Source organism: Streptomyces broussonetiae, assembly GCF_009796285.1.
In the GTDB taxonomy this organism is placed as follows: domain Bacteria; phylum Actinomycetota; class Actinomycetes; order Streptomycetales; family Streptomycetaceae; genus Streptomyces; species Streptomyces broussonetiae.
This window is the reverse complement of sequence record NZ_CP047020.1, coordinates 6,289,778-6,313,723: the sequence shown is the minus strand read 5'-3', so window position 1 is coordinate 6,313,723 and position 23,946 is coordinate 6,289,778. Positions and strand designations below refer to the sequence as shown.

26 protein-coding genes are annotated in these 23,946 nt (G+C 69.2%); 12 read left to right on the top strand and 14 right to left on the bottom strand.

Annotated elements, in window-relative coordinates; translation table 11 throughout:
- Positions 1–134 precede the first annotated feature (134 nt).
- The 6 genes from GQF42_RS29205 to GQF42_RS45055 all read right to left on the bottom strand — a co-directional run bounded on the left by GQF42_RS29205 (position 135) and on the right by GQF42_RS45055 (position 3,178).
- Positions 135–470 (bottom strand): hypothetical protein, encoded by a 336-nt coding sequence (locus GQF42_RS29205; RefSeq protein WP_158924751.1) that lies wholly within the window; start codon positions 468–470, stop codon positions 135–137.
- Positions 467–1,117 (bottom strand): GGDEF domain-containing protein, encoded by a 651-nt coding sequence (locus GQF42_RS29200; protein ID WP_158924749.1) that lies wholly within the window; start codon positions 1,115–1,117, stop codon positions 467–469. The genes GQF42_RS29205 and GQF42_RS29200 overlap by 4 nt, the downstream gene beginning before the upstream one ends.
- The gene (locus GQF42_RS29195; RefSeq protein WP_158930721.1) at positions 1,114–2,052 is read right to left on the bottom strand and encodes a DUF2637 domain-containing protein; all 939 of its coding nucleotides are present in this window, start codon (positions 2,050–2,052) and stop codon (positions 1,114–1,116) included. Before GQF42_RS29195 ends, GQF42_RS29200 begins: the two co-directional genes overlap by 4 nt.
- Before the next feature lie 89 nt (positions 2,053–2,141).
- Entirely contained in the window at positions 2,142–2,459 is a 318-nt protein-coding gene (locus tag GQF42_RS29190; RefSeq protein WP_158924740.1) for a hypothetical protein, read from the bottom strand.
- Positions 2,460–2,553: 94 nt separating this feature from the next.
- Entirely contained in the window at positions 2,554–2,844 is a 291-nt protein-coding gene (locus GQF42_RS29185; protein WP_158924738.1) for a hypothetical protein, read from the bottom strand.
- Between the two features lie 160 nt (positions 2,845–3,004).
- Positions 3,005–3,178, bottom strand: a complete 174-nt coding sequence (locus tag GQF42_RS45055) for a hypothetical protein (protein WP_199272842.1) — start codon at positions 3,176–3,178, stop codon at positions 3,005–3,007.
- Positions 3,179–3,832: 654 nt separating this feature from the next.
- Between GQF42_RS45055 and GQF42_RS29180 the strand changes: the two genes are divergently transcribed.
- Positions 3,833–5,206 carry a hypothetical protein gene (locus GQF42_RS29180; protein ID WP_158924736.1) on the top strand — a complete coding sequence of 458 codons (1,374 nt, stop codon included), beginning with the start codon at positions 3,833–3,835 and terminating at the stop codon, positions 5,204–5,206.
- Positions 5,207–5,210: 4 nt separating this feature from the next.
- Here GQF42_RS29180 and GQF42_RS29175 read toward each other — a convergent pair whose 3' ends face one another.
- From GQF42_RS29175 to GQF42_RS29165, 3 genes are all read right to left on the bottom strand, one after another.
- Entirely contained in the window at positions 5,211–6,113 is a 903-nt protein-coding gene (locus GQF42_RS29175; RefSeq protein ID WP_158924734.1) for a phosphotransferase enzyme family protein, read from the bottom strand.
- The gene (locus GQF42_RS29170) at positions 6,110–6,562 is read right to left on the bottom strand and encodes a GntR family transcriptional regulator (protein ID WP_158924732.1); all 453 of its coding nucleotides are present in this window, start codon (positions 6,560–6,562) and stop codon (positions 6,110–6,112) included. Before GQF42_RS29170 ends, GQF42_RS29175 begins: the two co-directional genes overlap by 4 nt.
- A gap of 567 nt (positions 6,563–7,129) precedes the next feature.
- The gene (locus tag GQF42_RS29165) at positions 7,130–7,510 is read right to left on the bottom strand and encodes a DUF6083 domain-containing protein (RefSeq protein ID WP_158924730.1); all 381 of its coding nucleotides are present in this window, start codon (positions 7,508–7,510) and stop codon (positions 7,130–7,132) included.
- Between the two features lie 488 nt (positions 7,511–7,998).
- On the opposite strand from GQF42_RS29165, the gene GQF42_RS29160 reads away from it, so the two are divergent.
- The 3 genes from GQF42_RS29160 to GQF42_RS29150 all read left to right on the top strand — a co-directional run bounded on the left by GQF42_RS29160 (position 7,999) and on the right by GQF42_RS29150 (position 10,891).
- A complete protein-coding gene (locus GQF42_RS29160) occupies positions 7,999–8,250 on the top strand; it encodes a hypothetical protein (protein WP_233273503.1) in 252 nt (83 codons plus the stop codon).
- A gap of 209 nt (positions 8,251–8,459) precedes the next feature.
- Positions 8,460–9,383 carry a hypothetical protein gene (locus GQF42_RS29155; protein WP_158924726.1) on the top strand — a complete coding sequence of 308 codons (924 nt, stop codon included), beginning with the start codon at positions 8,460–8,462 and terminating at the stop codon, positions 9,381–9,383.
- The gene (locus GQF42_RS29150; RefSeq protein ID WP_158924724.1) at positions 9,377–10,891 is read left to right on the top strand and encodes an Eco57I restriction-modification methylase domain-containing protein; all 1,515 of its coding nucleotides are present in this window, start codon (positions 9,377–9,379) and stop codon (positions 10,889–10,891) included. Before GQF42_RS29155 ends, GQF42_RS29150 begins: the two co-directional genes overlap by 7 nt.
- A 107-nt stretch (positions 10,892–10,998) precedes the next feature.
- Here the strand turns inward: GQF42_RS29150 and GQF42_RS29145 are convergent, their stop codons facing one another.
- The gene (locus GQF42_RS29145) at positions 10,999–11,646 is read right to left on the bottom strand and encodes a wHTH domain-containing protein (protein ID WP_158924722.1); all 648 of its coding nucleotides are present in this window, start codon (positions 11,644–11,646) and stop codon (positions 10,999–11,001) included.
- Positions 11,647–12,078: 432 nt separating this feature from the next.
- A complete protein-coding gene (locus GQF42_RS29140; RefSeq protein WP_158924720.1) occupies positions 12,079–12,447 on the bottom strand; it encodes an ArsR/SmtB family transcription factor in 369 nt (122 codons plus the stop codon).
- A 115-nt stretch (positions 12,448–12,562) separates the two neighbouring features.
- On the opposite strand from GQF42_RS29140, the gene GQF42_RS29135 reads away from it, so the two are divergent.
- A complete protein-coding gene (locus GQF42_RS29135; RefSeq protein ID WP_158924718.1) occupies positions 12,563–13,828 on the top strand; it encodes an MFS transporter in 1,266 nt (421 codons plus the stop codon).
- A gap of 265 nt (positions 13,829–14,093) precedes the next feature.
- On the opposite strand, the gene ku is transcribed toward GQF42_RS29135, so the two are convergent.
- Positions 14,094–15,155: a non-homologous end joining protein Ku gene (gene ku / locus GQF42_RS29130; RefSeq protein ID WP_158924716.1), complete on the bottom strand. Its 1,062-nt coding sequence runs from the start codon at positions 15,153–15,155 to the stop codon at positions 14,094–14,096.
- A 122-nt stretch (positions 15,156–15,277) separates the two neighbouring features.
- On the opposite strand from ku, the gene ligD reads away from it, so the two are divergent.
- Positions 15,278–16,159, top strand: coding sequence for a non-homologous end-joining DNA ligase (gene ligD, locus GQF42_RS29125; RefSeq protein WP_158924714.1), 882 nt, complete (start codon positions 15,278–15,280; stop codon positions 16,157–16,159).
- Between the two features lies 1 nt (position 16,160).
- On the opposite strand, the gene GQF42_RS29120 is transcribed toward ligD, so the two are convergent.
- Complete coding sequence (locus GQF42_RS29120) at positions 16,161–16,964, bottom strand: nuclease-related domain-containing protein (protein WP_158924713.1); 804 nt, start codon at positions 16,962–16,964, stop codon at positions 16,161–16,163.
- Between the two features lie 100 nt (positions 16,965–17,064).
- Between GQF42_RS29120 and GQF42_RS29115 the strand changes: the two genes are divergently transcribed.
- From GQF42_RS29115 to GQF42_RS29090, 6 genes are all read left to right on the top strand, one after another.
- Entirely contained in the window at positions 17,065–17,574 is a 510-nt protein-coding gene (locus GQF42_RS29115; protein ID WP_199272841.1) for a protein-tyrosine phosphatase family protein, read from the top strand.
- A gap of 119 nt (positions 17,575–17,693) precedes the next feature.
- On the top strand, positions 17,694–18,488 hold the full coding sequence (locus GQF42_RS29110) for a hypothetical protein (protein WP_158924712.1): 795 nt from the start codon (positions 17,694–17,696) through the stop codon (positions 18,486–18,488).
- Positions 18,485–19,765: a sensor histidine kinase gene (locus GQF42_RS29105; protein ID WP_158924711.1), complete on the top strand. Its 1,281-nt coding sequence runs from the start codon at positions 18,485–18,487 to the stop codon at positions 19,763–19,765. Before GQF42_RS29110 ends, GQF42_RS29105 begins: the two co-directional genes overlap by 4 nt.
- Before the next feature lie 83 nt (positions 19,766–19,848).
- Positions 19,849–20,205 (top strand): SH3 domain-containing protein, encoded by a 357-nt coding sequence (locus GQF42_RS29100; protein WP_158924710.1) that lies wholly within the window; start codon positions 19,849–19,851, stop codon positions 20,203–20,205.
- Between the two features lie 43 nt (positions 20,206–20,248).
- Positions 20,249–21,610 carry an FtsW/RodA/SpoVE family cell cycle protein gene (locus GQF42_RS29095; protein ID WP_158924709.1) on the top strand — a complete coding sequence of 454 codons (1,362 nt, stop codon included), beginning with the start codon at positions 20,249–20,251 and terminating at the stop codon, positions 21,608–21,610.
- A gap of 35 nt (positions 21,611–21,645) precedes the next feature.
- Positions 21,646–23,103 carry a penicillin-binding transpeptidase domain-containing protein gene (locus GQF42_RS29090; protein WP_199273108.1) on the top strand — a complete coding sequence of 486 codons (1,458 nt, stop codon included), beginning with the start codon at positions 21,646–21,648 and terminating at the stop codon, positions 23,101–23,103.
- 6 nt (positions 23,104–23,109) lie between these two features.
- On the opposite strand, the gene GQF42_RS29085 is transcribed toward GQF42_RS29090, so the two are convergent.
- Positions 23,110–23,943: a hypothetical protein gene (locus GQF42_RS29085; protein WP_325100412.1), complete on the bottom strand. Its 834-nt coding sequence runs from the start codon at positions 23,941–23,943 to the stop codon at positions 23,110–23,112.
- Between the last annotated feature and the right edge of the window lie 3 nt (positions 23,944–23,946).

Here is a 23,946-nt window from a genome sequence, read left to right as displayed (position 1 = left end):
GAGGTGTGACGGGGCCCGGCCGCTGTCTTGGTCGGTCGTGACCGGGCCCCGTCGGTGCAATGGTGAGCCCGTGGAATCGGCGCAAGTGCTACAGCTTGTAGCACTCCTCGCCGTTGACACGGGCCGCTTGGCTGCTACAGGTCGAACAGGCCGCACTGGTCGTCGGGCGCCGCGGGCAGGCGCTTGCGGGCGAGCCGTGCGGTGGCGGCGTGGCAGTCGGGGCACCAGGCCCGCAGCTCACCGGGCGGCAGCGTGACTGCCTTCACCGGCGAGACACGCAGGTCGGCGGGCGCGGCCATCAGGCGGATGCGGTGGCCGCGCTTGCTGGTGTAGCCGTCGTGCTCGCGCGGGCAGCGGCCCTCGGTCTTGGCGTGCGGGTTGCCGCACTCGCCGGTGCACTGGCAGCGGTAGCCGGCCGTCTCCATCACGGGCAGCCAGACGTCAACTGCGGCGAGCGGTGCGGACTTCATGCCGCCACCCCCACGACCAGGGCGTTCGTGCGGGCGCCGGTACGGCCGGCGCGGCGTCCGGCGAGGGTGGCGAACAGCCGTCCCAGGCCCGCGCGGCGCGTTCCCGCGCGGGCCTGTTTGGCGGCGTACATCGCTTCGTCCGCCCGCCGCAGCAGGGCGGACAGGTCCTCGCCCGGGAAGTCCGCCGCGCGCACCCAGCCCAGGGAGACGGTGGTGCGCACGTTCGGGTCCTGCCCGTCGACGGGACGGGCGAGGACACCGTGCAGGACGGCGAGCCGGTCACCGCCGCTACCGTGGTCATCGAGCAGGACGGCGGCGAACTCGTCGCCCCCGAGCCGCCCGGCGACACCGCTGCGGCCGGCATGGTGGGCGAGCCGGTCCGCAGTCGCCTTCAGCAGCGCGTCTCCGGCGGCGTGCCCGTAGGCGTCGTTGATCCGCTTGAACTTGTCGACGTCGGCGAGGACGACGATGGCGCGCGGGTCCTTGAGCAGGGCCGTGGCGCGGCGGGTGAAACCGTCCCGGGTGTGCAGGCCGGTCAGTGGGTCACGGCGGGCCGTGTCCAGGGTGGAACGAAGCCGCCACGCGTGGACGGCCCACCCGCAGGTGAGCGGCAGCGTGGACGATAAGACCGTGGCCAGAGTGTTCACGCCGCTACCTCCTCGCGAGCAGCACTGGACGCGTCGGTGTCGACGGGGCGAAGGGCGTGGCCGTCGGTCCGCTCGGCGAGCAGGGCGTCACGCACCTGCCGGGCCGGGGCGGAGCCGCAGTGAAGCGCCCTGCGCAGCGCTTCGGCGTTGACCTCGGCGTCCTTCCAGTCGGCCGTGACCGTGCGCGCCTCGGCGAGCAGTTCGGCCGTCGTGCGCTGCGGCGTCTTGGCCTTGCCCTTGGCGGGCCGCTTGCGGGGCGGCTTGGGCGCCTCACGCTCCGGCTCCTCCGGGGCCTGCTCCGGCCCCGGGGCCTCCGACACGTCGACGCCTGTGGGGGCGAGTTCACCGATGCGGAGAAGCACACGCTCACGGCGCGGGGTCTTGCGGCGCCAGCCGCGGCCGTAGCGCTCGCGCAGGTCCGCGCGGGCCAACAACCGCTCCCGCTCACGAGCGAGCGCATCCGCGTAGGCGGTGACCTCCCACAGCGTCATGCGCCGCCACAGCAGGAACGTGGACAACGGGGCCAGCAGCCAGCGGGAGACGCGGATCTTCTCCATGCGGCGGCCGGTGACGGCTCCGATGCGGACGGCGTAGACGTGCGCGCCGATCTCGGAGAACACCACCCACAGCAGCGGCATCGTCCCGTGCGCGACCTTCGCCCACAGCGAGTGGCCGGCCGCGATGTTCAGCCCGCACGTGACCAGAGTCAGCGCCCAGGGCACGAACCGTACCCACGCCAACCCCATGTCCAGCCGGATCAGCAGCAGGTTGGCCAGGGTGAACACCGGGATCGCGATGTCGATCGCGATCGGCAGGGTGTGCGGGTTGCTGAACCCCCACCGGGCGGCAGCCAGGGACACCGCGTCGAAAGAGGAGTACAACCCGAGCGCACCGACCGCGGCGGCGGCCAGCGCCCCCACCCCGGCCAGCCCCATCTCAGGACGGGTCAGCGGCGGCACCGAAGCCGTGGACGGGATGGTCGTACCGGCGTCCTGCGGCAGGGGCGTGGTGGTGTGGTCCACGCTCACCACCACCCCGAGGACTTCTTCGCCGCCTTGTCCTTGGCGGCGGCAGCGATGATCCGGTCCCGCTCCTTCTCCAGCGCGGAGACCTCCGCGCCCAGCCGCCGCTCAGCCCCGCTCCACGCCCTTTCGAGGTTCCGCTCGGCGCGCGCCGGAGTCTTGCCACGGACGATCTTGATCGCACCACCGGCAGCGGCGGACAGGATCGCCCGCTTCTCAGCGCCAGTCAGGGGCCACAGCTCACGCTCGCGGACCGCTTCGAGCTTGCGGTTCGCCTGCGAGATCTCACGGTCCAGACGGCGGGTGTTCGGCTTGCTCATCGCTGACCACCGCCCCGGCCCTGCTCGGAGCGCTTGTTGGCGTCTTTGACCTTCTGCGACAAGGCCTTGTGCTCTTCCTCGGTCAACTGCGTGATCACGCCGCCACTCCCTTCCGGGACGGCCGGCGGCGCCCGGTGGGGCGGGCCAGCGGGATGACGTCGAACAGCTCCGGGTGCTCCTGGACGATCCCGGCCGCCAGGCGGATCAGGTCGTCGGTCATCTCGGGGTTGTCGGCGAGGATGTCGCGCGCGGCGTCCTCACGGGCCGCGCGCTCTTCGTCCGTCTCGCCCTCCACCCCGAGCCACAGCTCGGGCGGGGTACCGAGGGCGAGTTCGGCGAAGTCGAGATCGGTCACCGCCAGATGGCGGCCGACGTAGGAACGCATGATGGCTCCTGGCTTGGAGGGACAGAAAGCCGGAGCAGTCGCAGGCTTTGGCGAGACGACGACTGCTCCGGGAAACACCGGGCCGCGGGTGCGGCGGGGTGAGTGCCCCGGGCCGGATTCGATCCGGCGCCCCTCACGGCTGAATGCCGGGGCGGTGGTGTTAGCGGCCGTTGACGTCGGAGATCTTGACGTTCTTGCCGTAGCCGTCGCGAAGACGGACGAGCTTGAAGTAGCTGCCGCCGACGTCCGTGATCCGGTGCGGCTCGCCCTCGTACTCGACGTCCGTGCCGACCTGGTTCACGTTCGGGTGCTTGGGGTTGGTGATTCGGCGCATGGCTTCTCCTCTCGTGTGCGGCGTACCGCACAGGGCGTGTGGATCGGAGGGGCAGGAAGCGGAGGGGCCGCAGGCTGTTGGCGAGACGACAGCCACTCCGGAGAGCAGGAAGCGAACTAGTCCCGGCTCCCCTCGGCGCTGCTCGTTCGAGACGAGCAGCGGAGGCAACCGGCCGCGGCATGCGTGAGTGCGCCGCGGAGAGGTCGAAGAGTGCGCGGGTCGTTCTCCGCGCGGGCCGCCTTCTTGATGCTGAGGACAGGCGGTAGTTCCTCGGTCCACTGTTCAGTTCTCAAGGCACTGGCACTCCCCGACGAGCGCGGTAACCCCCGGGAAAGGGGCTCCCGTGGCCTCACGGCCACAGGACTCGCCGGACGTGCATCGGTGCTGCACACTCGCTCAGTGCGTGGTGTGTATTACCTACCACTCACGTTGGCAGACGAGTTCCGCGTCGTCAAGCGCTCTCGCTTTTTGATCTCGGCTCGCCGTCTGCCCTGTGGCGATGACTCAACTGTCGCCAAGGTGAACGTCGTTCGGGAGCGTCCACTTGGGGGTGCACTCGTGTGGAGGGGGGTGTAAACCCTCTACACCCCCACCCTGACCTGCGTAGAGTGGTGCTGCGCCACAGCGAGGCTCCGACCGCACCCAGGGGGTGTGATGGCAGACCAGAACGGCAAATTGGCTGCACTCATGGAAGAGAGCGGCTTCTCACACAAGGCTCTGGCCCGTGCCGTCGTTGCCGCTGCCGCGCGGGCCGGCAAGGACATCAAGTGCGATCACACGTACGTGAGCCGGTGGTTGAAGGGGGCCATCCCCCGCGGCGATCTCCCGCACTACGTAGCCGACGCGTTGAGCCGCAAGGTGGCACGGTCTCTCACGCTCGATGACATCGGCATGGGTGCGGCCTCGACCGCTGCGGTTCAACCGGACGTCGGGCTGGACTTCACGGACCGGCCGGACGACGCGGCCAAGACCGTAGCCGACCTGTGGCGCGCAGATCTCGCGGAATCTGAGCTACTGGTCAAGGCCAAGCCGGACTCCGTCGCATGGCATGAGGCGTCCGTACGGTTTCTCGTCGCCCCTCCTGACGCCCAGCTCACCCGATCTGGAACCAGGGCTGTTGGCTTGGCCGATGTTGAGATGCTTCGCTCTACGGCCGACATGTTCGCGAGGCTCGATGGGCAGTTCGGCGGAGGCCACGCCCGGCGCGCGCTGATCCAATACCTGCACTCGGACGTCCGACCCATGCTTGACGGCCAGTACTCGGATGATGTCGGCCGGCGGCTTCACAACGCCGTCGCCGAAGCCCTGCTGATCGCCGGATGGATGACGTACGACAGCGGCATTCACGGAGCCGCTCAGCGCTACTTCATTCAGGCGTTGCGCATGGCTCAAGCCGCAGGTGACAGGCTCTTGGGCAGCAGCATCCTTTCCGCAATGAGCCACCAAGCAACCTTCGTCGGGAACTATCGGGAAGCCGCGACGCTGGCCCGCGCGGCGAGCATGGGACCAGCGGCGAGCCTCACCCCCACCCTGGCGGCACAGTTCCGCGCCATGGAAGCTAGAGCCCTTGCCCGCCTGGGTGACGCGCGAGGGTGTGACCTGGCACTTGCCGAAGCCGAACGACAACTCAGCCTGCGCACGCCGGACAGCGATCCGCCATGGATTGCGTACTTCGATGAGGTAGAGCTTGCTGCCGAGTTCGGGCATTGCTTCCGCGACCTGGGCCGATCCGTCGAAGCCACGGAGCGCGGGGCAGGGTCCATCGTCGGCGACGGCTTCAACAACCGCAGCGACTTTTTCGCAACCATGGTCCAAGCCGAGTCGTACATCGCTCAAGGCGAGATAGGCCGTGGCTTCGAAATCGCCCTTACGGCTCTACAGCTCGGCGAGACCCTGAAATCCGCACGATGTGTGCAGTATGTAAGGGAATTCCAAGGACGCGTCACCCCGGCCATGAGGCGGGCCGCAGAATTCGGTGACTTCACCGAACGGGCCCACGGCTTCCGCCTATGGCAGCAAGCTTCTTGACGTCCTAGAAAGGCGCCCAGTCTCGACGGGAGCCCCCTGAGCGCAGGGTATCAACGCGCTTCTCAACTTCCTCAGCTGCGCGCGGGTTCATGCCAGCATTCTGCGAAAGCCAAGTGACCATCAACAGTTCTCGCACGCCACGAAGGACGGCGTACCCGGACCATTCCCGGACGTCGAATCCATAGCCATCCACAAAGTCGACGTATTCGGCCTCTGTATGCCATCCGAAGCTGTCGTAGTACATGGCCGTCTGCATCAGGTCCCACTCGCGCGGACCGATGACGAAGCCGTCCAGGTCAATGACCTTCGGGTGTCCCGCAGCATCACGCAGGACATTTCCGACGTTGAAGTCTCCGTGCAGGTGGCCGGTCGGCAAGGCGAACGATAGCCGGTCGTACTCATCCGCCAACTCGTCTGCCAAGGAGACGAGGTAGGCCCGGGTGCCCGACGGGATCACGGCACGCTGCAACCGCTGCCTCACCTTGTCGAAGGGTCGGAGTTCGGGAAGTGAAAAAGTCGGCGGCTCCAATTCATGGAGTCGCCGAAGCAGTTCACCCATCTCTCGCGTGCTCGCATACGTGTCGCCGTCGCCCAACCCTTCCCAGAAGGTCACGGGATGGCCGTCGACCACGACGGGCTGTTCGGCTTTCGTGACGAGCCGGGCAGCCGGATACGCCTCGGTCGCCAGCCACTGAGCTACGGCTACTTCTCGGCGAACGGACGACAGGCGGTCTGGGCTCCGGCCGACGCGCGAAATGATCCGACCGCCGTCGATACGGAAGACAGCATGGTCGCCAAACCGCTGCATCGCGATACCGTCCGGTTCCACGTGGGCGACATCGCACGCCCTTCGCAAGAGGTCCTCGGCCGCCACTGCATCGAATTCCGTACGCTCGCTCGTCGTCATGCCCTGGGGTCCCCCTGCCCAATAGGAAGCGCGTGGACTTCTCGCCCACGCGTCGTTCCCTTGCCGATGAGCCCTTGTCCTTCCATCTGCGCGATGGCAGAGCGGATCGCCGTCCGCGAAGCCTCGAACCGCTCGCACAGTTCCTTCTCGGTGGGGAAGGGATCCCCAACCTTGACTCCATCGGCCCGCAAGAGGTCCGTCACTCTCTCCACGAGCGGGCGCCGGTCGCCTGTCCCGACCACGTACCAGCCAGCCCCCTGCACGGACTCGATCACGCCCTTGCTCTTGAGGTCACCCAACGCGCGCTCGATGGTGCTGCGGCTGACGTCGTAGAGCTCCATCAGCTTCGCCTGAGACGGCAGCTTCTCAGTGATCTTGCCCTTCTCGATCTTCTGACGCAGAGAATCCGAGACCTCTAGGTACGTGTCTCGCGGACTGGCCGGCGGCACCTAGCCTCCCCTTCGATAGTCTCGCTTGGCAGCGGCTCACAGCTTCCAGCTTCCCACGGTGGCCCTTGGCTGGCGTAGGGCGCCATAGGGAGTGTCCCACGTGTCCGACTGTCCGGTTAGAGCGCTGACCTGCACGAACTAACCGGACACCCCCTACAAGCACGTGTCCGGGTGTCCGGGGTTCGAGGCTGCAACACCGGGGTGTTACAGCGCTCCCCACGCCGACAGCACACAGGCAGATGTCGGCGGAGGCACACGGCGCGTGCGTGAGTGGTGCGTGAGATTCGGGACCGAGGAACCTTGGTTGTACGTCCGCGCAGGTCACAGCCACAATCACGCACGCCATTCGAACGTTCTCCGGAGCCGTGTGCGCAGGTTCGAATCCTGCCGGGGGCACCCAGCATGAGGTGCCCAAAGACCCCGTCACCAGCGGAAACGCTGAGGCCGGGGTCTTCGCGTTTGTGCAGGCGTGTGCAGCACTGAGCGGCCCTCGGACGGGATCTATGCACTACTGACAGGATCTTGGGGCATTCGCCCTGGTCAGCCCCGGCGTCTTCCGAGTGCCCGTCAGCCGGCGTCCGGCCATTGCGCAGGGGGCGGAGGCGGCTCCGGCTCGTCCCGTTCGGTCTGCCGTGCGTTCTCCCCTCGCAGGGCCGTCAGCCACGGCCACAGATCCGGCAACGGTTGTGCCGGGCAGGCCAGGCGGTGTTCGATACGGCACCGCTGGAACTGATCCGGCGGACAGACCCCGTAGACGGTCACCCGTCCGTCGGACAGTTCGATCCACCGGTGCTCCGCCGGCACTGTGTGGGCGAGTGGAGCCATGTCCGGTTCCAGCATCACCCAGTCGTACTCGAGCGTCGCCACCCGATCTTGCGGTAAACCGCAGTACGGGCAGCGCAACTGTCCGCTACCCAGCCGGCGTGGTGTCTTCTCCAAAGCCCCCATAGGGCGAGGGTCGGCACCTCGGCGGCCCATGCGTAGAGCGCGAACCAGCCGGGACGCCTGGGGCAGTCGAGCACTGATGGATCGGGATACGACGCGGCAGGTGCAACTGGCAACCACCAGCCGAGGAAACGCGGCCGAGACACGACGAAGCTCCTGCTGCCGGACACGTCGTGAGCGGGCCGAGTCGGACGCGAGCCTCCGCACAGAGAGCCGACGGGGGCCGAGCGCCGCGGGGCCAGGGCATGGCCGGCGCCATCGCCCACCCGGTCGTCGCCCACGGCAGGGATCAGGGCCGCACCGTACCCGCAGAGCTGTCCGCAGATACCCGATGGGTGGGCCATCCGTCGCGGTCGCATTCCCCCGCCATCTCGTCGGCATGGAACTCGGGCGCCTCGGACAAGGCAGGGGAGTGGGTGTCCGACGGCTGCGAGTTGATGGCGAAGGCCCGGCCTCCCACGTGAAGCCGTGCCTCGTGCATGCTCAGTCGTATGAGCGCCTACAGCAGCGATCTGGATCTGCATGTCACTGACGCCAACGGCAACGACATCGAGGTGGACGTGGCAACGAACCTGCTGACCGGCGCCGTGCGGCTGTCGGTGCTGTGGGCCCAGGAGATCCATCTGCCCCCTGACGACGCCGAACGGGTAGGCCGCTCGCTGTTACGTGCTGCCGAACACGGCCGTCGCATCGCACGGACCGAAGGCTCGGGACCGGGTCGAAGCACCGGCCCCAGCCAGTGAGTTACAGCCTTCTCTGCTGGCTTCAAGCGCACGGTCCGAGCCGTGGCAAGCATCCCGAGGTCACTCCACTCCCGGGGCACAGACTTACGCCCGTGTGAGCCGGCTTCCGTCAGTAAGCTTACTCGCAAGCAGATAGAAGATGATCAAGATGCGGCCGGGGGCCGTATGTCCTCGAGCGAAACTGCACGCGTCCCAACAAAGGACCATCCTTGCTGTCTATTGACCCCAGCCTCGGGAAAGACCCGCAGATCCTCCTCGCTTACTTTCGCGATGAATTCTCCAGATCGACAGCCCGCCTGGACTCCGAATACAAGAACTCGCAATACAAGCAGCATGCAGCCGCATTCAACCAATCCGCGGCCAAAATCATAAGCAGCGTGAAGCAGACCATTGACGGCGCCGCTCGCAGTCAGAACTGGACGGGCGCGGAACGGCTATCAGCACTCCTCATGGCCCACTATACCGGCTGCGTCAGCATGATTGAAGGAAGGAATGCAATATGGCCGTATGAGTACATGGCCTTTTCGCGGCGCATGGGAGAACTGTGGCAGGCATTCTGCCAGTTGGCCTTTGAGCACCCGTTGGGAAAACTGGAGCTGATCGATCCACCGGCGTTCCAGGACATCAGGTCCGGACTGCAGCGGGAGCTTGCCGAATATGTAGCGTCACTCGACCTCGATACGCCCGCAAAGAATGAGCTTCACGGCTACTATGATAAAATCTGGCTGCTTGTGGACTCAGGCCAGATAAAGATGGATCTCGATCTTCATTTTGAGCAGCAAGGCCAGAAAGTGGTAGTCGACTTCAAGAGCGGATTCGGGTCCAACGAGAAGGGCAATACCAATCGACTGCTACTGGTGGCCACCATATACAAAACGCTGGTCGAAGACTACCGCTGCCTACTGCTGGTTCGTTCGCCCGAGGATCGAAATAACCACTACTTCAGAACGCTTCGGGACTCCAAGGTCTGGGAGGCTTATTCGGGAGCCGAGGCGTATGAAAAGATCGGGGAGTTCACTGGATTCGGCTTGCGGAGCTGGATCGATTCTCATGTCGACTGGCTGGGACACCTCAATGACGAGACCGCGCGCCTGATCCAAGGCTCGGGCATGAACGGGTACACAGAGTGGTAACGCAGAACAAGAAGCGATTTCAGGAATACTATACGACCTCTTCTCCCATCGTGGAGTACATGAGCCGCATGCTGCTGCTCGAGGCCGGGGACCGGGTGCTGGAGCCATCAGCCGGACAGGGTGCACTCGTTGATTCGGTCATCCGGGCCGAGCCGTGCCTCACTGTCGACGCATACGAACTCAACGAGGAATCAGTACTCCACCTCAAGAACACATATGCCGACGACAACAGAGTTAACGTGACTCACGCGAACACGTTGCTCCAGCAGTCCTTTGGCGAGGAGGGCAGGTCTTCCGGAATCTACGACAAGATCATCGGCAATCCGCCGTACGGCGCCTGGTTGGACTACGACGAACGAGCCGATCTGAAGAATTTGTTCCCGGGCATGTACGTGAAGGAGACGTACGGCCTTTTCTTGGCTAAGTGTATTGGGCTGCTCAAGCCGGGTGGGCGACTGGTCTTCATCATTCCTGAGACCTTCCTCAGTCTGCATCGGCATCAAAACCTGCGACGCCTGGTCCTGGAGACCTGCGCAATTCACGAGATCTCGATCTTCCCCTCCTCCTACTTCCCAGGCCTTAAATTCGGTTACGCCAAGCTGTGCATCATTTCGCTGGAGAAGGCGAGGACTCCAGGTAACCTTCCGGATCATGAGGTTTCTGTCCGATACGGCTTTTCGGGCGCCCACGAACTACTGGAAGGTGCTTCGTTCTCGGGCACCAGGGTCCTGCGTAAGCAGAGGGACATCTACGACTCGGCCGACCATGCCCTGCATCTTCACAGCACCCCGGGTGTCGTCGAACTCATCGGCTCGACAACCACACGGCTGGGCGACATCGCAGACTGCGTTACCGGGTTCTACTCCGGCAACGACCTCCGGTTTCTTCGCCACAACTGTCCTGGCGCACGAAGCGCCAAGCGGTATGAGCACATCACCGAAGAACTAGTGACTTCCTCACCGGACGGCGAAGAGAGGACACTCGGGATCAACGGGCCTCGACGCTACGTTCCAATCCGTAAAGGCGGGTCGGCGGAGTACGTGGCCCTGGAGAAGTGGTACATGGACTGGTCGCCGGCTGCCGTGCACCACTACAAGACCGACAAGAAGTCTCGTTACCAGAACTCTCAGTACTACTTCCGTAACGGGATCGGCGTGCCGATGGTTTCCTCGAAGAGGATCAAGGCCGCACTGATCCAAGAGGAACTGTTCGATCAGTCAATCGTCGGCATCTTCCCGAGGGACGAAAGACTTATCCCGTACCTGCTGGCCTTCTTGAACTCGGCAACCGGGAATACTCTTGTCAGGGCGATCAATCCGACGGCGAACAACTCCGCAAACTACTTGAAGAAAGTTCCGGTGATCATTCCGGAAGCCCCTGTACTCGACCGGATCGGTGAACTCGTCTCTCGTACTGTCGGCGCACTTTCCACAGACCCCTCGTCGGTAGTTCTGAGTTCGGTTCGCGATGAAGTCGATTCCATTTTCAAGGATATCTACGGCTTCTGACCGCCGAATCGAGCGGTGGTCGCATCGCCAGGTCGATGCGCGCGGGACGCGAGCGAGGGCCGTGCCCAGGGTTTCTCCGGTGTCCGGTACCGGGGCGCCCAGTTGTGTCAGCCATGAGATGACCTGAGCGAGGGTCGTCTTCCTGTCGCGCGGTGGACCAGGTGCTGCAGGGAGACCTCGCTGTCTCCGAGGTAGTGATCAACCGTCTTGCTCACGAGAAGCAGGTCGAGCGTGCGGCTGAAGGACAGCCCGTCCGGCAGGTCGGGGCAGGAGGGCGGCACACCGTAGGACGCGAGTCTTTCCGCCAGTTCCCGTGGACTGCGGTGGAGGTCCCGCGCGGCTACGACGATGTGGGCGAAGGGCATCGCGTCACCCGTGGCCACGCCCCACCAGGAACAGGGCCCCATGGCATCGAGGAGCTGTCCGTCCAGGTCGTCCTGATGGGCGGGGACGCGCAAGGAGACCGGAAACCCGCGGTCCTGCAGTCGGGAGCAGACTTCGGGCACACGCAGTCCCGGTTCGACGGCGGCCTCGGCGATCCGTCCCGGCGGTACGATCTCGCCCGGTCCGAGCCGGCCCGCTTCTTCGTCCTCGAGATCCCACAGCAGAATCAGGTCCCCGGTCGCGGCCGGGAGCGCCACGTCGATCACCTCGTCCGGTACCTCGACGCCCAGTCCACGCCATACGGCGGCGAGTTCGGTGATGCTCGTGTTCGAGGACTCGGCCTGCCGGCGAGGTCCGGTCGCCGTGGGCACGTGACTCCGGCTCGGGATCCCGCCGTAACCGCGCCGGACCGGAGCCGGATCGGCTTCGGAGACCACCGGGCCTGCTGGTTACGGACCTCACCCTGCCCCATGCCGAACGCCCGCCCCTGCGCCGTCCGCAGGCGCGCCCTTCCGGCGGCCTTCTCCGGCTCCGCTGCCGGTCCGCCCAGCAGGGCACCTCGCCACAGACGCCACCCGCGTCCTGGCCGAGCCCCCGGGACCGGCGGCCGGGCGTCAGCCCCGGCTCATGCCCATGCCCATGCCCAAGGGGCCGAGAATCCCACGACCAGGAGGGCCGGGTACGAGGGCCGGGTACGAGGACCGGGAACGAGGACCGGGAACGAGGTCCGGGTACAAGGTCCGGGTACGACGGCTTCGCCGGGGTGAGGAGTGAGGAGCAAGCGGGTCACCCCGGGAGCCGGTTCAGTGGTCGTCCGGTGGAGTCCATGCGGTGACCAGGGCCAGCAGGCCGGGGAAACGGGCGTCCAGGTCGGCGACCCGGACGTGGCTGCGGCGCTCCAGGCCGTACTGGCGCTGTCGGGTGATGCCGGCCTCGCGCAGGGCCCGGAAGTGGTGGGTCAGCGAGGACTTGGGGCGGTCCAGGCCGAACCAGCCGCAGCTGTGGTCGAAGTCCTCCGACTCCAGCAGCAGCTTGCGGACGATCCGCAGGCGCAGCGGGTCGCTGAGCGCGCCCAGGACCGTCTCCAGGCGCAGCTCCTCGACGGGCGGTTCGGGCAGTGGGGCGGGCAGGTCCGGGGGTTCGGGCAGCGTCTTGATCGCGGTTCCGGTCATCTGCGGCTCTCTCGCATCGGCTCCTTGTACGACTTTGATCGTACTGCATGCTAACTTCGTCTCCACTCGTACAAGTACGACTGAACTCGTACAGCCTCTCGGGAGGGACTTCGTCATGCCCGGAACCGGAAACGGAACCGACCCGCGTACAGCCCGCACATCACCACCGGTCCGGCGTACCGCCGAGGTGCCCGCGCGCTGGATCTGGCTCGCCGCCTGGCCCGTGACCGCCGTGTTCGTGCTGTCCAACGCGGCCACCCCGCTCTATGTGCTGTGGCAGCGCGAAATGGGGTTCGGCAGGGGCACCCTGACGGTGGTCTTCGCCTGCTACATCGCGGGGCTGCTCGGCTCGCTGCTGGTGTCCGGTGTCGTCTCCGACCGGCTCGGCCGCAAGCCCGTGCTGCTGCCGGCGCTGGGGCTGGCCCTGGTGGCCTGCCTGGTCTTCGCGACCGCGGGCGGCGTGGCCGCGCTGATCGCCGCCCGGCTGTGCACCGGCATCGCGGTCGGGGCGGTGGTCTCGGCCGGTATGGCCGCGGTGACGGACGTCGCCGGACCCGGACGGCGGCCGCTCGCCGCGCTGCTGGCCTCCTGCGCGATGGTGCTGGGGGCAGGGACGGGGCCCTTGCTCGCCGGGGTGCTGTCAGAGACGCTGCCCGGGCCGACCGTGACCGTGTTCGCGGTGGAGGCGGCGCTGCTGGTGACGGCGGTCGTGGTGGTGCTCCGTATGCCGGTACGGCGTCCGGCCCCGGCCCCGGCCGGCGCCGGCGCCGGGGTCTGGATCCGGGTGCCGGGCGTGCCGCGCGGCTCCGGGCGGCAGCTCGCCCTCGGTATCGCGGTGTTCGCGCCCGGCATCACCGCCACGTCGTTCGTGCTCTCGCTCGGGCCGTCGCTGCTGTCGGGCCTGCTGGGCACCGGGAGCCGCATCGTCTCCGGAGGGCTGGCGTTCGCGATGTTCCTCTGCGCGACGGGGGTGCAGTTCGCGGTACGACGGCTGCCGCGACGTACTGTCCTGGTCGCCGGGGCCGGTGCCACCGCGCTCGGCATGCTCGCGCTGATCACCGCCGTGCACACCGGCTCGGTGCCGGCGCTGGGCGCCGCCGCGCTGCTGGCCGGGGCGGGGCAGGGCATGGGGCAGCTGGGGGGTCTGTCCCTGCTGAACTCCTCCGTGCCGGCGAGCCGGCTGGCCGAGGCCAACGCGGCCCTCAACGTGGGCGGTTACCTTCCCGCCGGGCTCCTTCCCGTCGCCGTCGGCTATCTGAGCGACGCGGTGGGGCTGACGACCGGCACGACGGCCTTTGGCGCGGCGCTGGCGGTCCTGGCTGTCGCCGGGGGCGCTCTGGCGCTGTTCGGGCACCGGGGCCGGGAGTTCCCGAGCAGTTGAACGGCGGCGTGACGAAGTCCCCGGTGCCCCGGCTCCCGACCAGGGACGGGCTCGGGGAACGGCCCGACCGGCCCACCGCCCGGCCCACCCACCGCTCGACCAGCCCACCGCCCGACCGACCCACGACGCGACCGACCCACGACGCGACCGACCCACCGCCCGCCCGACCCACGGCGCCTCCGAGCCCGGCAGCCGGACGGACACCCTCCGGCCCCTGAGGGACCCCGGCCCCGGACGGGCACGTCTCGGTGCCGGGCTCTCGCCCTCAAGCCGTCCGCTTGCGGGACGTGGCCCTCTTCTGCGTCGCCTTCTGTGTCGCCTTCTGCGTCGCCTTCTGTGTTGCCTTCTGCCTCGTCTTCTGCGTCGTCTTCTGCGCAGCGGACTTGGCCGAGGCCGCCTTGTCCGTGGTCGCCTTGGCCGTCGTCGACTTGGCCGTCGTCGACTTCTTGGCCGCCGCCGTCTTCTTCGTACCGGCCGTCTTCTTCGCGGCAGCGGCCTTCTTACGGGGCAGCCGCCGGACCTCGGCCTCGCCCTCGGGGGGCGGTGCCTCGCCACGGGACTCCCGGGCCGCGCGGACGCTGCTCTCCAGGGCCGCCATCAGGTCGAGAACCTTGCCGCCGGTGGCCGGGGCCGGGGCCTCGGGCGGGACCTCTCCGGTGGCCTTCGCGGCGATGACCTCCTCCAGCGCCTCCCGGTACTCGTCGTGCAGATCCGCGAGGTCGACCTCGCCCAGGGTGTCCATCAGTGCGTCGGCGAGGTCGAGTTCCTTGTCGCGGACGGTGACGTCGGTGTCCGGGGCGACGCCCTCGGGGGCGCGTACCTCGTCCGGCCAGAGCAGGCCGTGCATGGCGATGGCGTTGTCGACCACCCGCAGCATGCCGAGCCGTTCACGGCCGCGCAGCGCGTACTTCGCGATGGCCACCTTCTTGCTGCGCTTGAGGGCCTCGCGCAGCAGGACGTACGGCTTGGCCGCAGGCGCGCCGCCGGCCGCGAGGTAGTACGCCGCGTCGATCTGGAGCGGGTCGATCCGGTCGGCCGGCACGAAGGCCACGATCTCGATGGTGCGGGCGGTCGGGATCGGCAGGTGGGAGAGGTCCTCGTCGGTGATCGGGATGATCGTGCCGTCCGCGTCCTCGTACCCCTTGCCGATCTCGGCCTGGCGGACCTCGCGGTCCTCCAGCTCGCAGACCTTGCGGTAGCGGATGCGGCCGTTGTCCTCGGTGTGGATCTGGCGGAAGGAGATCGCGTGGCTCTCCGTGGCGTTCACCAGCTTGATCGGGATGCTGACGAGCCCGAAGGAGATGGCGCCGTTCCAAATCGACCGCACGTGCCGCACCCTTCCTCTGCCGATGGCCTTGCCGGTGGCCTTGCCGGCGAACTTGCCGATGAGCTTGCCGATGGCCTTGCCGATTCCACCGATTTGGGCGGTTCTTCTGGGATTGTCATCCTATGACGCCTATCACCGAGGTGGAGGGGCGGCGGGTCCCGCTCAGCAACCTGGACAAGGTGCTGTATCCGCAGACCGGCTTCACCAAGGCGGAGCTGGTGCACTACTACGCGACCGGCGCCGACGCACTGCTGCCGCACCTGCGCGACCGGGCCGTGTCCTTCCTGCGCTATCCGGACGGCCCGGAGGGCGAGCTGTTCTTCACCAAGAACGTGCCGCCGGGTACGCCCGAATGGGTCACCACCGCCGAGGTGCCCCGGTCGGAGGGGCCGGCCCGGATGGTCGTCGTACAGGACCTGCCGAGCCTCGTCTGGGCGGCGAATCTCGTCGCCGAGTTCCATACGCACCAGTGGCTCGTACAGGACCCGGACCAGGCCGACCGGCTGGTATTCGACCTCGATCCGGGGGCGCCGGCGCATCTCGTCCACTGCTGCGAGGTGGCGCTGTGGCTGCGCGAACGGCTCGCGGCCGACGGGATCGAGGCGTACCCGAAGACGGCCGGGTCGAAGGGGCTGCACCTGCTGGCCGCTGTACGGGGCTCGTCGTCGGAGCGGACCAGCGAGTACGCCAAGGCGCTCGCCGTCGAGGCCGAGCGGGCGCTGCCCCGGCTGGTGGTGCACCGGATGACGAAGAGCCTGCGGCCGGGGAAGGTGCTCGTCGACTGGAGCCAGAACGCCGCACGCAAGACCACGGCCGCGCCCTACACCCTGCGCGCCCGCCCGGCCCCGCTGGTGTCCGCCCCGCTCACCTGGGCGGAGGTCGCGGCCTGCCGCAGCCCGGCCGAGCTGGAGTTCCAGGCGCGGGACATCGCCCCACGGCTGCAGGACCTCGGGGATCTGATGGCACCTTTGCTGGACCCGCAGGCAGCGGCGCGCCTCCCCTGAGCTACAGCCTCCCCCACGTGTTCCGGTCCCGGGCCATGCCGTGCAGGGCCTCCACGTCCGCCGGCTTGAGCACTCCGCCCGAGCGGGCCAGGCCCGCCAGCTCGGTGTCCTGCAGGATGCGTACCGCGCGCGGCGGGGCGGTCGCCGTCACTTCGGCGGGACCCGCCAGGGCCAGTACCGGGCGCACCTCGGCGGTCAGGGCGTAGGAGGCGCGGTCTGCGTCGGCGCGCAGCCGGCGCAGCAGCGGCTCGGCCTCGCGGCGGCCGACGGTGACCATCGGGTCGGCGACCAGGATCCGGGTCTTGCGGGCGTACAGGGCGTGCACGGCGAACACACCACCGGGACCGAGCAGCAGATGGTGGATGCGGTCGCCGCCGGGCAGCGGGACGGAGTGCAGGGTGTGCCAGCCGGCTCCCTCCAGGCGGTCCAGGGCCTCGCCGACGGTCTGCTCGGCGGTCAGGGCACGGCGGCGCGGGTCGGGGCGCAGCCGGTGGGCGGGTCCGGGGTCGCGGTCGAGGGCGACGAGCAGGGCCTCGCCGGGGCGGTTGGGCGCCAGGTCGTCGTCCGGATGCAGGGTCAGCCGGGCCAGTTCCGCAGGGGTCGGGACCGAGGGCGGCCCGACGGTCACGGGGCCGGTCAGAAAGGGTTTCAGGGCTTGGAGTACATCGTCTCTGCTGTCCTCGCCGAGCAGGTTGACCCGGGCCGCCTCCCGGTCGTACCAGGCGACGTTGCTGCCGTCCGGGCGGCAGACGTACAGCCGTTCCCGGCCGTGCCGATAGGCCGGCACCACGCGCAGTGCGTTCATGCGCCATCACCCCTCGACCATGGGAACAGGCGGGGTGCTCCCGGGGCAAGACCGGTTACCTTGGAGGACGGCCCCGCGAGGGGGAGTTGGGGAGGCGCCGTTGCGGATCCGCGGAGAGCAGCCCGACGTACCGGCTCCGGAGCGCCCGTGGAACGAGATCGTGCCAGGCCTGTGGATGGGCGGGCACGAGGTCCGCGGCCGTTACGGGCAGGTGGAGCCCGTCGTCGTACGGGACCAGTTCGATGTGGTGCTGTCGCTGTTGCGGCTGCCGGGGTACGGCCCCGATCCGGGCATCGAGCACCACGTGTGGCCGATTCCCGACGGTCCGCTGGACGGCACGCAGCTCGCCGGGGTGATGCGGCTGGCCCTGACGGCGAACGAGGCACTGGACGTGGGGCTGCAGGTGCTCGTGCGCTGCTACCACGGGTACAACCGCTCTGGCCTGGTCGTCGGGCACGCCCTGGCCCAGCGCGGCCATTTTTCGCCCGACGAGGTGATCCAGCTGATCCGGGCCCGGCGCTCGGCCTGGGCGCTGCACAACGAGCTGTTCGTGGAGTACCTGCGTGCGGGGCTGCCGACCGTTCGGCTGCTCGAGGAACTGGCCGAGTAGCCTCTCTCCCAGCGCCTCCCCCAGGGCGCAAAAAGGACTTCCCTACGAAACTAAGAACAATAAGAAACTACGAATAAGGTGTACGGGGTCCCGACCGGCCCCGACGCCCCAGGAGCACCGTGCCAGCCCGCCGTCCCGCGCGCACCGCCCTCACCGCGGTCCTCGTCGCCCTGCTGTCGGCGACGGCCGCGGCCTGCGGGGACCGCGGCGGGCTGCGAGCCGCCGGGCCGACGCAGACCGCGGTCAGCCCCGCCAAGCTCTGGCCCGACCTGCGTCCCGCCTCCAGCCCGGCCTACCCCTACGCCGTGTCGACCCGGGTGGTCGTCAAGGGCATCACCGTCCCCGGTGGCGACATCCACAAGGTTGACCCGGTGGCCGTGGTCGAGGCGGAGATCAAGGCGGAACCGGACGACTACGGCTCCAAGGGGGCGTACCACGCGACCGTGGACCGGCTGAAGGACTGCCGGGCCGGCGGTGACAAGGCGCGCTGCCCGCTGCTCAAGCCGTACTACCGGGACCTCACGGGCGACGGCCGGGACGATCTGACGCTCGGCTTCCGGCTGTATCCGACCAACCAGACGGGGGTGCGGGTCTACACCGTCGAGAAGCACAGGCTGGTGCAGGTGCTGGCCGACAACGACGCGATCCTCGGCGTGGAGCTGGCCGGCCGGTCGCTGATCGAGCGCTCGCCGGCGGACATCTCCGGCTACGAGTACCGCACGACCTGGGTGTGGGACCCGGGGCAGCGCGCGATGGTGTTCTCCCGCGACGAGTATTTGCACACCGGTGACGGCCGCAAGCCCACCAAGCCCACCAAGCCCACCAAGCCGACCCGGTCCGCCTCCCCGGCCCCCTCCACCTCCGCGGCCCCGTCCTCGTCCCTGTCGGACACCTCCTCGGCGAGCACCCCGTGAAGCCCGTCCTGCCCCGGTGGGCCGGTCCGCTCGCCGTGAAGGCGGCCGTGTTCATCACGGTGATGTGCTGTGCGCTGGCCGCGCTGCTCGGTGTGCTGGTGCACGTCTCGGTGACCAACCAGACCGTCGGCCAGGCCCGCGCCCAGGCACTGTCCCGCCTGGGCGACGCGACCGAGGCGTACGAGGCCGGGGACACGCTGCTGCCGGGCGCCGGAGTGGACCCCGAGGGGCTGCCCGCGTCGCTGCGGTCCCTTGCGGCCTCCGGTCGGCGCGGCACGATCGTCTCCCGGCACCGGGGGCGCCCGACCATGTGGGCGGCGGGCCCGGTGGCCGGGCACCGGGCGCTGGCCGTGGAGGTCGACTACTCCCAGCAGTCCCGCACCATCGCCGGGCTGGACAACTCGATCCTGTGGTCGTCGGGGCTCGCGATCGGAGCGACGGTGCTGGTCGGCGTGTTCGCGGTGACCCGGGTGACCCGGCGGCTGCACGCCACCGCGCGCGTGGCCCGGCGGATCAGCGCGGGCGACCTGGACGCGCGCGTGGACGACCCGCTGACCAAGGACCCGTCCCGGCCGCAGGACGAGGTGGCCGCGGTCGCGGCGGCCCTGGACACCATGGCCTCCACGCTGCAGAGCAAGCTGCTGAGCGAGCAGCGGTTCACCGCGGACGTGGCGCACGAGCTGCGCACCCCGCTGACCGGGCTGCACGCGGCGGCGGAGCTGCTGCCGCCGGGCCGGCCGACGGAGCTGGTGCGGGACCGGGTGGCGGCGCTGCGCACGCTCACCGAGGACCTGCTGGAGATCTCCCGGCTGGACACCGGCCGGGAGAGGCTGGACGTGGGCACCGAGGAGCTGGGGGCGCTGGCCCGGCGGGTGGTGCGGGCCTCGGGCACCGACACGGAGGTGCGGATCGTCCGTGGCGCGCGCGTGGAGACCGACCGGCGGCGGCTGGAGCGGGTGCTCGGCAATCTGGTGGCCAACGCGCACAAGCACGGCCGGGCGCCGGTCGTGCTCACCGTGGACGGGGCCGTGGTGACCGTGCGGGATCGCGGGGAGGGGTATCCGGGGTATCTCGTGGCGCACGGTCCGCAGCGGTTCCGCACGGAGGGCGGGGCGACCGGGCACGGGCTGGGGCTGACCATCGCGCTGGGGCAGGCGGAGGTGCTGGGGGCGCGGCTGGTGTTCGCCAACGCGGTGGACGGGGGCGCGGTCGCCACGCTGGTCCTGCCGGTGGTCCCGCCCTCCGCGCAAAAGAACGACGAATCTCCACGCCTCTAGACGAGCGTCGCGGCGGGCTTGGGCCGAATCTCCCTCCTAATCTGGCAATTGGTCAGATTCCGCCTGTTTTCTGGAGGTTCCCCATGACCCTGCGTCATCCCCTTGCCCGCTCTCTCGCCCTGGTGGCCGCCACCGGGGCCCTGCTCGCCACCGCCCTTGCCGTTCCCGCGACCGCCGGCGGGCAGGGCAAGGAGCACGGACTCGGACAGTACAAAGGGGTCGTCACCGCCCGGGACGGCATGTGGCTGCGGGACCGGTCGGACCGCAGCAGCCGACGCGTGCGGTTCGTCGCCAAGGGCAAGGAGGTCACCATCTACTGCAAGATGGCCGGCGGTGGCGTGCTCGGCAACCAGGTCTGGTACCTGCTGACGGACGGCACCTGGGCCTGGGGCTCGGCGCGCTACATCCGCAACGTCGGTCCCGCGCCACGCTGGTGTTAGCGGGCACGACCCACAAGACGCCCCATTTGGGTAGGTTCCGGGCATGACCAAGGCCGGAACCACCCTGGCGGCGGCGAAGGCTCCCGCAGCCGTCGTACGCCTCCCCCGGCGCCGTGGCATCGAACTGGCCCTGCTCGTGCTGGCCGTCCTGCTGTGCGTGTACGGCTACTGCGCAGTGGGGTTCGCGCGGACCGGTAGCGTCCCGCCCGGCGTCGCCGGTTACGGCGCCGGGCTCGGGGTGCTCGCCCTGTGCACGCATCTCGCCGTGCGCCTGCGGGCGCCGTACGCCGACCCGCTGCTCCTGCCGATCGGGGTGCTGCTCAACGGGCTCGGCCTGGTCCTGATCTACCGGCTGGACCTGGAGACACCGCACAACCGGGCGGCCCCCGCCCAACTGGTGTGGTCCACGCTCGGGGTCGGGCTGTTCATCGTCGTCGTCCTGGTGCTGCGCGACCACCGGGTGCTGCAGCGGTACGCGTACCTGTGCGTGGCCGTCGCGCTCGCCCTGCTGGCGCTGCCGATCCTCTTCCCGGCCGTCAACGGCGCCCGTATCTGGATCCGGATCGCCGGATTCTCCATCCAGCCGGGCGAGTTCGCGAAGGTACTGCTCGCGGTGTTCTTCGCCGCCTACCTGGCCGCCAACCGCAGCGCGCTCGCGTACTCGGGCCGCCGGCTGTGGCGGCTGCAGTTCCCGACCGGGCGGGTGCTCGGTCCGATCGTGACGATCTGGCTGCTGAGCGTCGGCGTGCTGGTCCTGGAGCGGGATCTGGGCACCTCGCTGCTGTTCTTCGGGCTGTTCGTGGTGCTGCTGTACGTCGCCACCGGGCGGACGGGTTGGATCGCGGTCGGCCTGGCACTCGCCGTCCTGGGGGCCGTCGCCGTCGGACGGCTGGAGCCGCATGTGAACCAGCGGATCGAGGACTGGCTGCATCCGTTCGCGACCATCGACGCCGGCCGGGGGCCCAACCAGCTCGCCCAGTCGCTCTTCGCGTTCGCGGCCGGCGGGATGCTCGGCACCGGGCTCGGTCTCGGGCACTCCGTGCTGATCGGCTTCGCCGTGAAGTCGGACTTCATCCTGGCCACGGCGGGCGAGGAGCTGGGTCTCGCCGGTCTCGGCGCGATCGTCCTGCTGTACGCGCTGCTGGTGGAGCGCGGCTACCGGGCGGGCCTCGCCCTGCGCGAGCCGTTCGGCCGGCTCCTCGCCGTCGGGCTCGCCTCGATCCTGGCGCTGCAGGTGTTCGTGATCGCGGGCGGGGTCACCGGGCTGATCCCGCTGACCGGCATGGCGATGCCGTTCCTGGCCCAGGGCGGCTCCTCGGTGGTCACCAACTGGGCGATCGTGGCGCTGCTGATCCGGGTGAGCGACTCGGCACGCAGCCAGTACGACGGGCGGGAGGCCCCATGAGCGAGTACGGCGGCTTCCCCGACGGCGGGCGGCCCATGGCCCGGTACATCCGGCACGCCTGCGCGTTCTGCGCCCTGCTGCTGGCCGCCCTGTTGGTCAACGCCGCCCGGGTCCAGGTGGTGCAGTCCCGGCTCTACGACACCAATCCGGCCAACCGCCGTGCCACGATCGCCCGTTACGCCCAGCCGCGCGGCAACATCCTGGTCGGCGACGAGCCGGTCACCGGCTCCACCGACACCGGCGAGCCGCTGCGCTTCGAACGCACCTACCGCGACGGCCCGTTGTACGCCCCGGTCACCGGTTTCGCCTCGCAGACGTACGGCACCACGTTCCTGGAGCACGCCGGGGACGGGGTGCTCGCGGGCACCGATCCGATGCTGGCGCCGCTGCCGCTGTGGAACGACATGACGCGCAGGCCCCCTCCGGGCGGGAACGTGGTGACCACCCTGAACCCGGGCGCGCAGCAGGCGGCGTACCGGGGGCTCGCCGGACGCAAGGGCGCGGTCGCCGCGATCGAGCCGGCCACGGGCCGCATCCTGGCGCTGGTGTCGAGTCCGTCGTACGACCCCGGGCAGCTGTCCGGCAACGGGGAGGCGGTGGCGTCGGCGTGGGAGCGGCTCAACCACGACCCGGAGAAGCCGATGCTCAACCGCGCGGTGCGGCAGACCTATCCGCCGGGCTCGACGTTCAAGGTGGTCACGGCGGCAGCGGCGCTGGACGCGGGCGTGGTCACGGACCTGGACGCGCTCACCGACTCCCCCGACCCCTACCGGCTGCCGGGCACCACGACCCGGCTGACCAACGAGGCCGACGGCTGCGGCGACGCCTCGCTGCGGTCGGCCTTCGAGTGGTCCTGCAACACGGTGTTCGCCAAGCTCGGGGTGGACGTCGGGGTGCAGAACATGGTGGCCATGGCGCAGGCCTTCGGGTTCAACGACACCGGGGTGCGCATCCCCTTCTCCGTCTCGCCCAGCACCTTCGACCCGCACGTGGACCGGGCCCAGCTGGCACTGTCCTCGATCGGGCAGTACAACACGCGGGCCACGCCGTTGCAGATGGCGATGGTCGCGGCGGCCGTCGCGGACGGCGGGCAGCTGCGCTCGCCGTACCTGGTGGAGCGCACGACCCGGCGCACCGGTGAGACGGTCGCCGCGAGCGGGCCGCATCCGATGCGGCAGGTGATGAGCCCGGCGACGGCCGTGCGGCTGAAGGAGCTGATGGCGAACGTGGTCCAGGAGGGCACCGGCACCCAGGCGGCCATCCCCGGCGCCCTGGTGGGCGGCAAGACCGGCACCGCTCAGCACGGGGTCGGCAACTCCGGTGTGCCGTACGCCTGGTTCGTCTCCTGGGCGCAGGCCGACGACGTCCTGGAACCGCAGGTGGCGGTCGCGGTGGTGGTGGAGGACGCCTCGGCGAACCGGGGCGAGATCAGCGGCGGCGGGGATGCCGCGCCGATCGCGCGGGACGTGATGCGAGCGGTGCTGAACCGCTGAGCGGGGTCAGCCGATAGGCTGGACCGCCTCGGTGCGGATCTGCCGGGTCTTCTTCGCGAGCGCCTCCAGGTCCACCTCCGACGGGCTCTGCGAGAGCAGCGGGGTGTTCACCTCCGCGACCGTGGCGCCCGTGTTGCCGTCGGCCCAGGCGCACATCGGCACGGTGATCTTCGTACCCATCTGCTCCTGCGTCACCACCTCGCAGGTGATCGTCACACCGTCGAGGGCGAAGTCCTTGGGGGCCACCGCGACGGTGGCGCCGTTGCCCTGGGCGGCGCCCTTCATCATGTTCCTGCGGGCGGCGTCGCTGTTCTTGAACCGGCCGTACATGCCGGACAGCGCCAGGGTGCCCTTGGCCGCGTCACCGTCCAGGTTGTAGCTGCCGACCACGCCGTGGATGTCCTTGGCGTCCCAGGCGCCGTCGGCCTCGTCCTCGATCTTCTTGCCCTCGGAGTCGGAGAGGTCCCGGGCGAGCCTGTACTTCCCGTCGAGCAGCGTCCCGGGCAGGGTGAGCTTGTTCTTCGCCTCGGGGAAGCCGCTGCCGGCCACCGCGCCGAGCAGGACGAACCCCACGACGACCAGCGTGACGACACCGCCCACGATGCCGAGCACCAGCCCGACCCGGCGCTTCTTCGGCGGCACGGGCAGGGGCGGCGCGCCCCAGCCCGGATAGGGCTGCTGCGCCTGCGCGTAGGGCTGGGGCGGGTACGGCTGGGCCTGCGGGTACGGCGGGCCGTACGGGCCGGGGGCAGCGTGCGGAGGCGGACCGTACGGAGGCTGCTGGCCATAGGGAGGCTGCTGGCCGTACGGCGGCTGCGGCTGCTGCGGTGGTGGAGGCATGGA

What these genes read in the sequence shown, in the direction of transcription:
- GQF42_RS29120 (WP_158924713.1), bottom strand. Translation starts at nt 16,964, where the DNA reads ATGAACGCACTGCGCGTGGTGCCGGCCTATCGGCACGGCCGGGAACGG.
- GQF42_RS29135 (WP_158924718.1), top strand. Translation starts at nt 12,563, where the DNA reads ATGCCCGGAACCGGAAACGGAACCGACCCGCGTACAGCCCGCACATCA.
- GQF42_RS29165 (WP_158924730.1), bottom strand. Translation starts at nt 7,510, where the DNA reads ATGGGGGCTTTGGAGAAGACACCACGCCGGCTGGGTAGCGGACAGTTG.
- GQF42_RS29100 (WP_158924710.1), top strand. Translation starts at nt 19,849, where the DNA reads ATGACCCTGCGTCATCCCCTTGCCCGCTCTCTCGCCCTGGTGGCCGCC.
- GQF42_RS29195 (WP_158930721.1), bottom strand. Translation starts at nt 2,052, where the DNA reads ATGGGGCTGGCCGGGGTGGGGGCGCTGGCCGCCGCCGCGGTCGGTGCG.
- GQF42_RS29185 (WP_158924738.1), bottom strand. Translation starts at nt 2,844, where the DNA reads ATGCGTTCCTACGTCGGCCGCCATCTGGCGGTGACCGATCTCGACTTC.
- GQF42_RS29160 (WP_233273503.1), top strand. Translation starts at nt 7,999, where the DNA reads ATGAGCGCCTACAGCAGCGATCTGGATCTGCATGTCACTGACGCCAAC.
- ligD (WP_158924714.1), top strand. Translation starts at nt 15,278, where the DNA reads ATGACGCCTATCACCGAGGTGGAGGGGCGGCGGGTCCCGCTCAGCAAC.
- GQF42_RS45055 (WP_199272842.1), bottom strand. Translation starts at nt 3,178, where the DNA reads ATGCGCCGAATCACCAACCCCAAGCACCCGAACGTGAACCAGGTCGGC.
- GQF42_RS29085 (WP_325100412.1), bottom strand. Translation starts at nt 23,943, where the DNA reads ATGCCTCCACCACCGCAGCAGCCGCAGCCGCCGTACGGCCAGCAGCCT.
- GQF42_RS29175 (WP_158924734.1), bottom strand. Translation starts at nt 6,113, where the DNA reads ATGACGACGAGCGAGCGTACGGAATTCGATGCAGTGGCGGCCGAGGAC.
- GQF42_RS29095 (WP_158924709.1), top strand. Translation starts at nt 20,249, where the DNA reads ATGACCAAGGCCGGAACCACCCTGGCGGCGGCGAAGGCTCCCGCAGCC.
- GQF42_RS29090 (WP_199273108.1), top strand. Translation starts at nt 21,646, where the DNA reads ATGGCCCGGTACATCCGGCACGCCTGCGCGTTCTGCGCCCTGCTGCTG.
- GQF42_RS29140 (WP_158924720.1), bottom strand. Translation starts at nt 12,447, where the DNA reads ATGACCGGAACCGCGATCAAGACGCTGCCCGAACCCCCGGACCTGCCC.
- GQF42_RS29205 (WP_158924751.1), bottom strand. Translation starts at nt 470, where the DNA reads ATGAAGTCCGCACCGCTCGCCGCAGTTGACGTCTGGCTGCCCGTGATG.
- GQF42_RS29190 (WP_158924740.1), bottom strand. Translation starts at nt 2,459, where the DNA reads ATGAGCAAGCCGAACACCCGCCGTCTGGACCGTGAGATCTCGCAGGCG.
- GQF42_RS29180 (WP_158924736.1), top strand. Translation starts at nt 3,833, where the DNA reads ATGGCAGACCAGAACGGCAAATTGGCTGCACTCATGGAAGAGAGCGGC.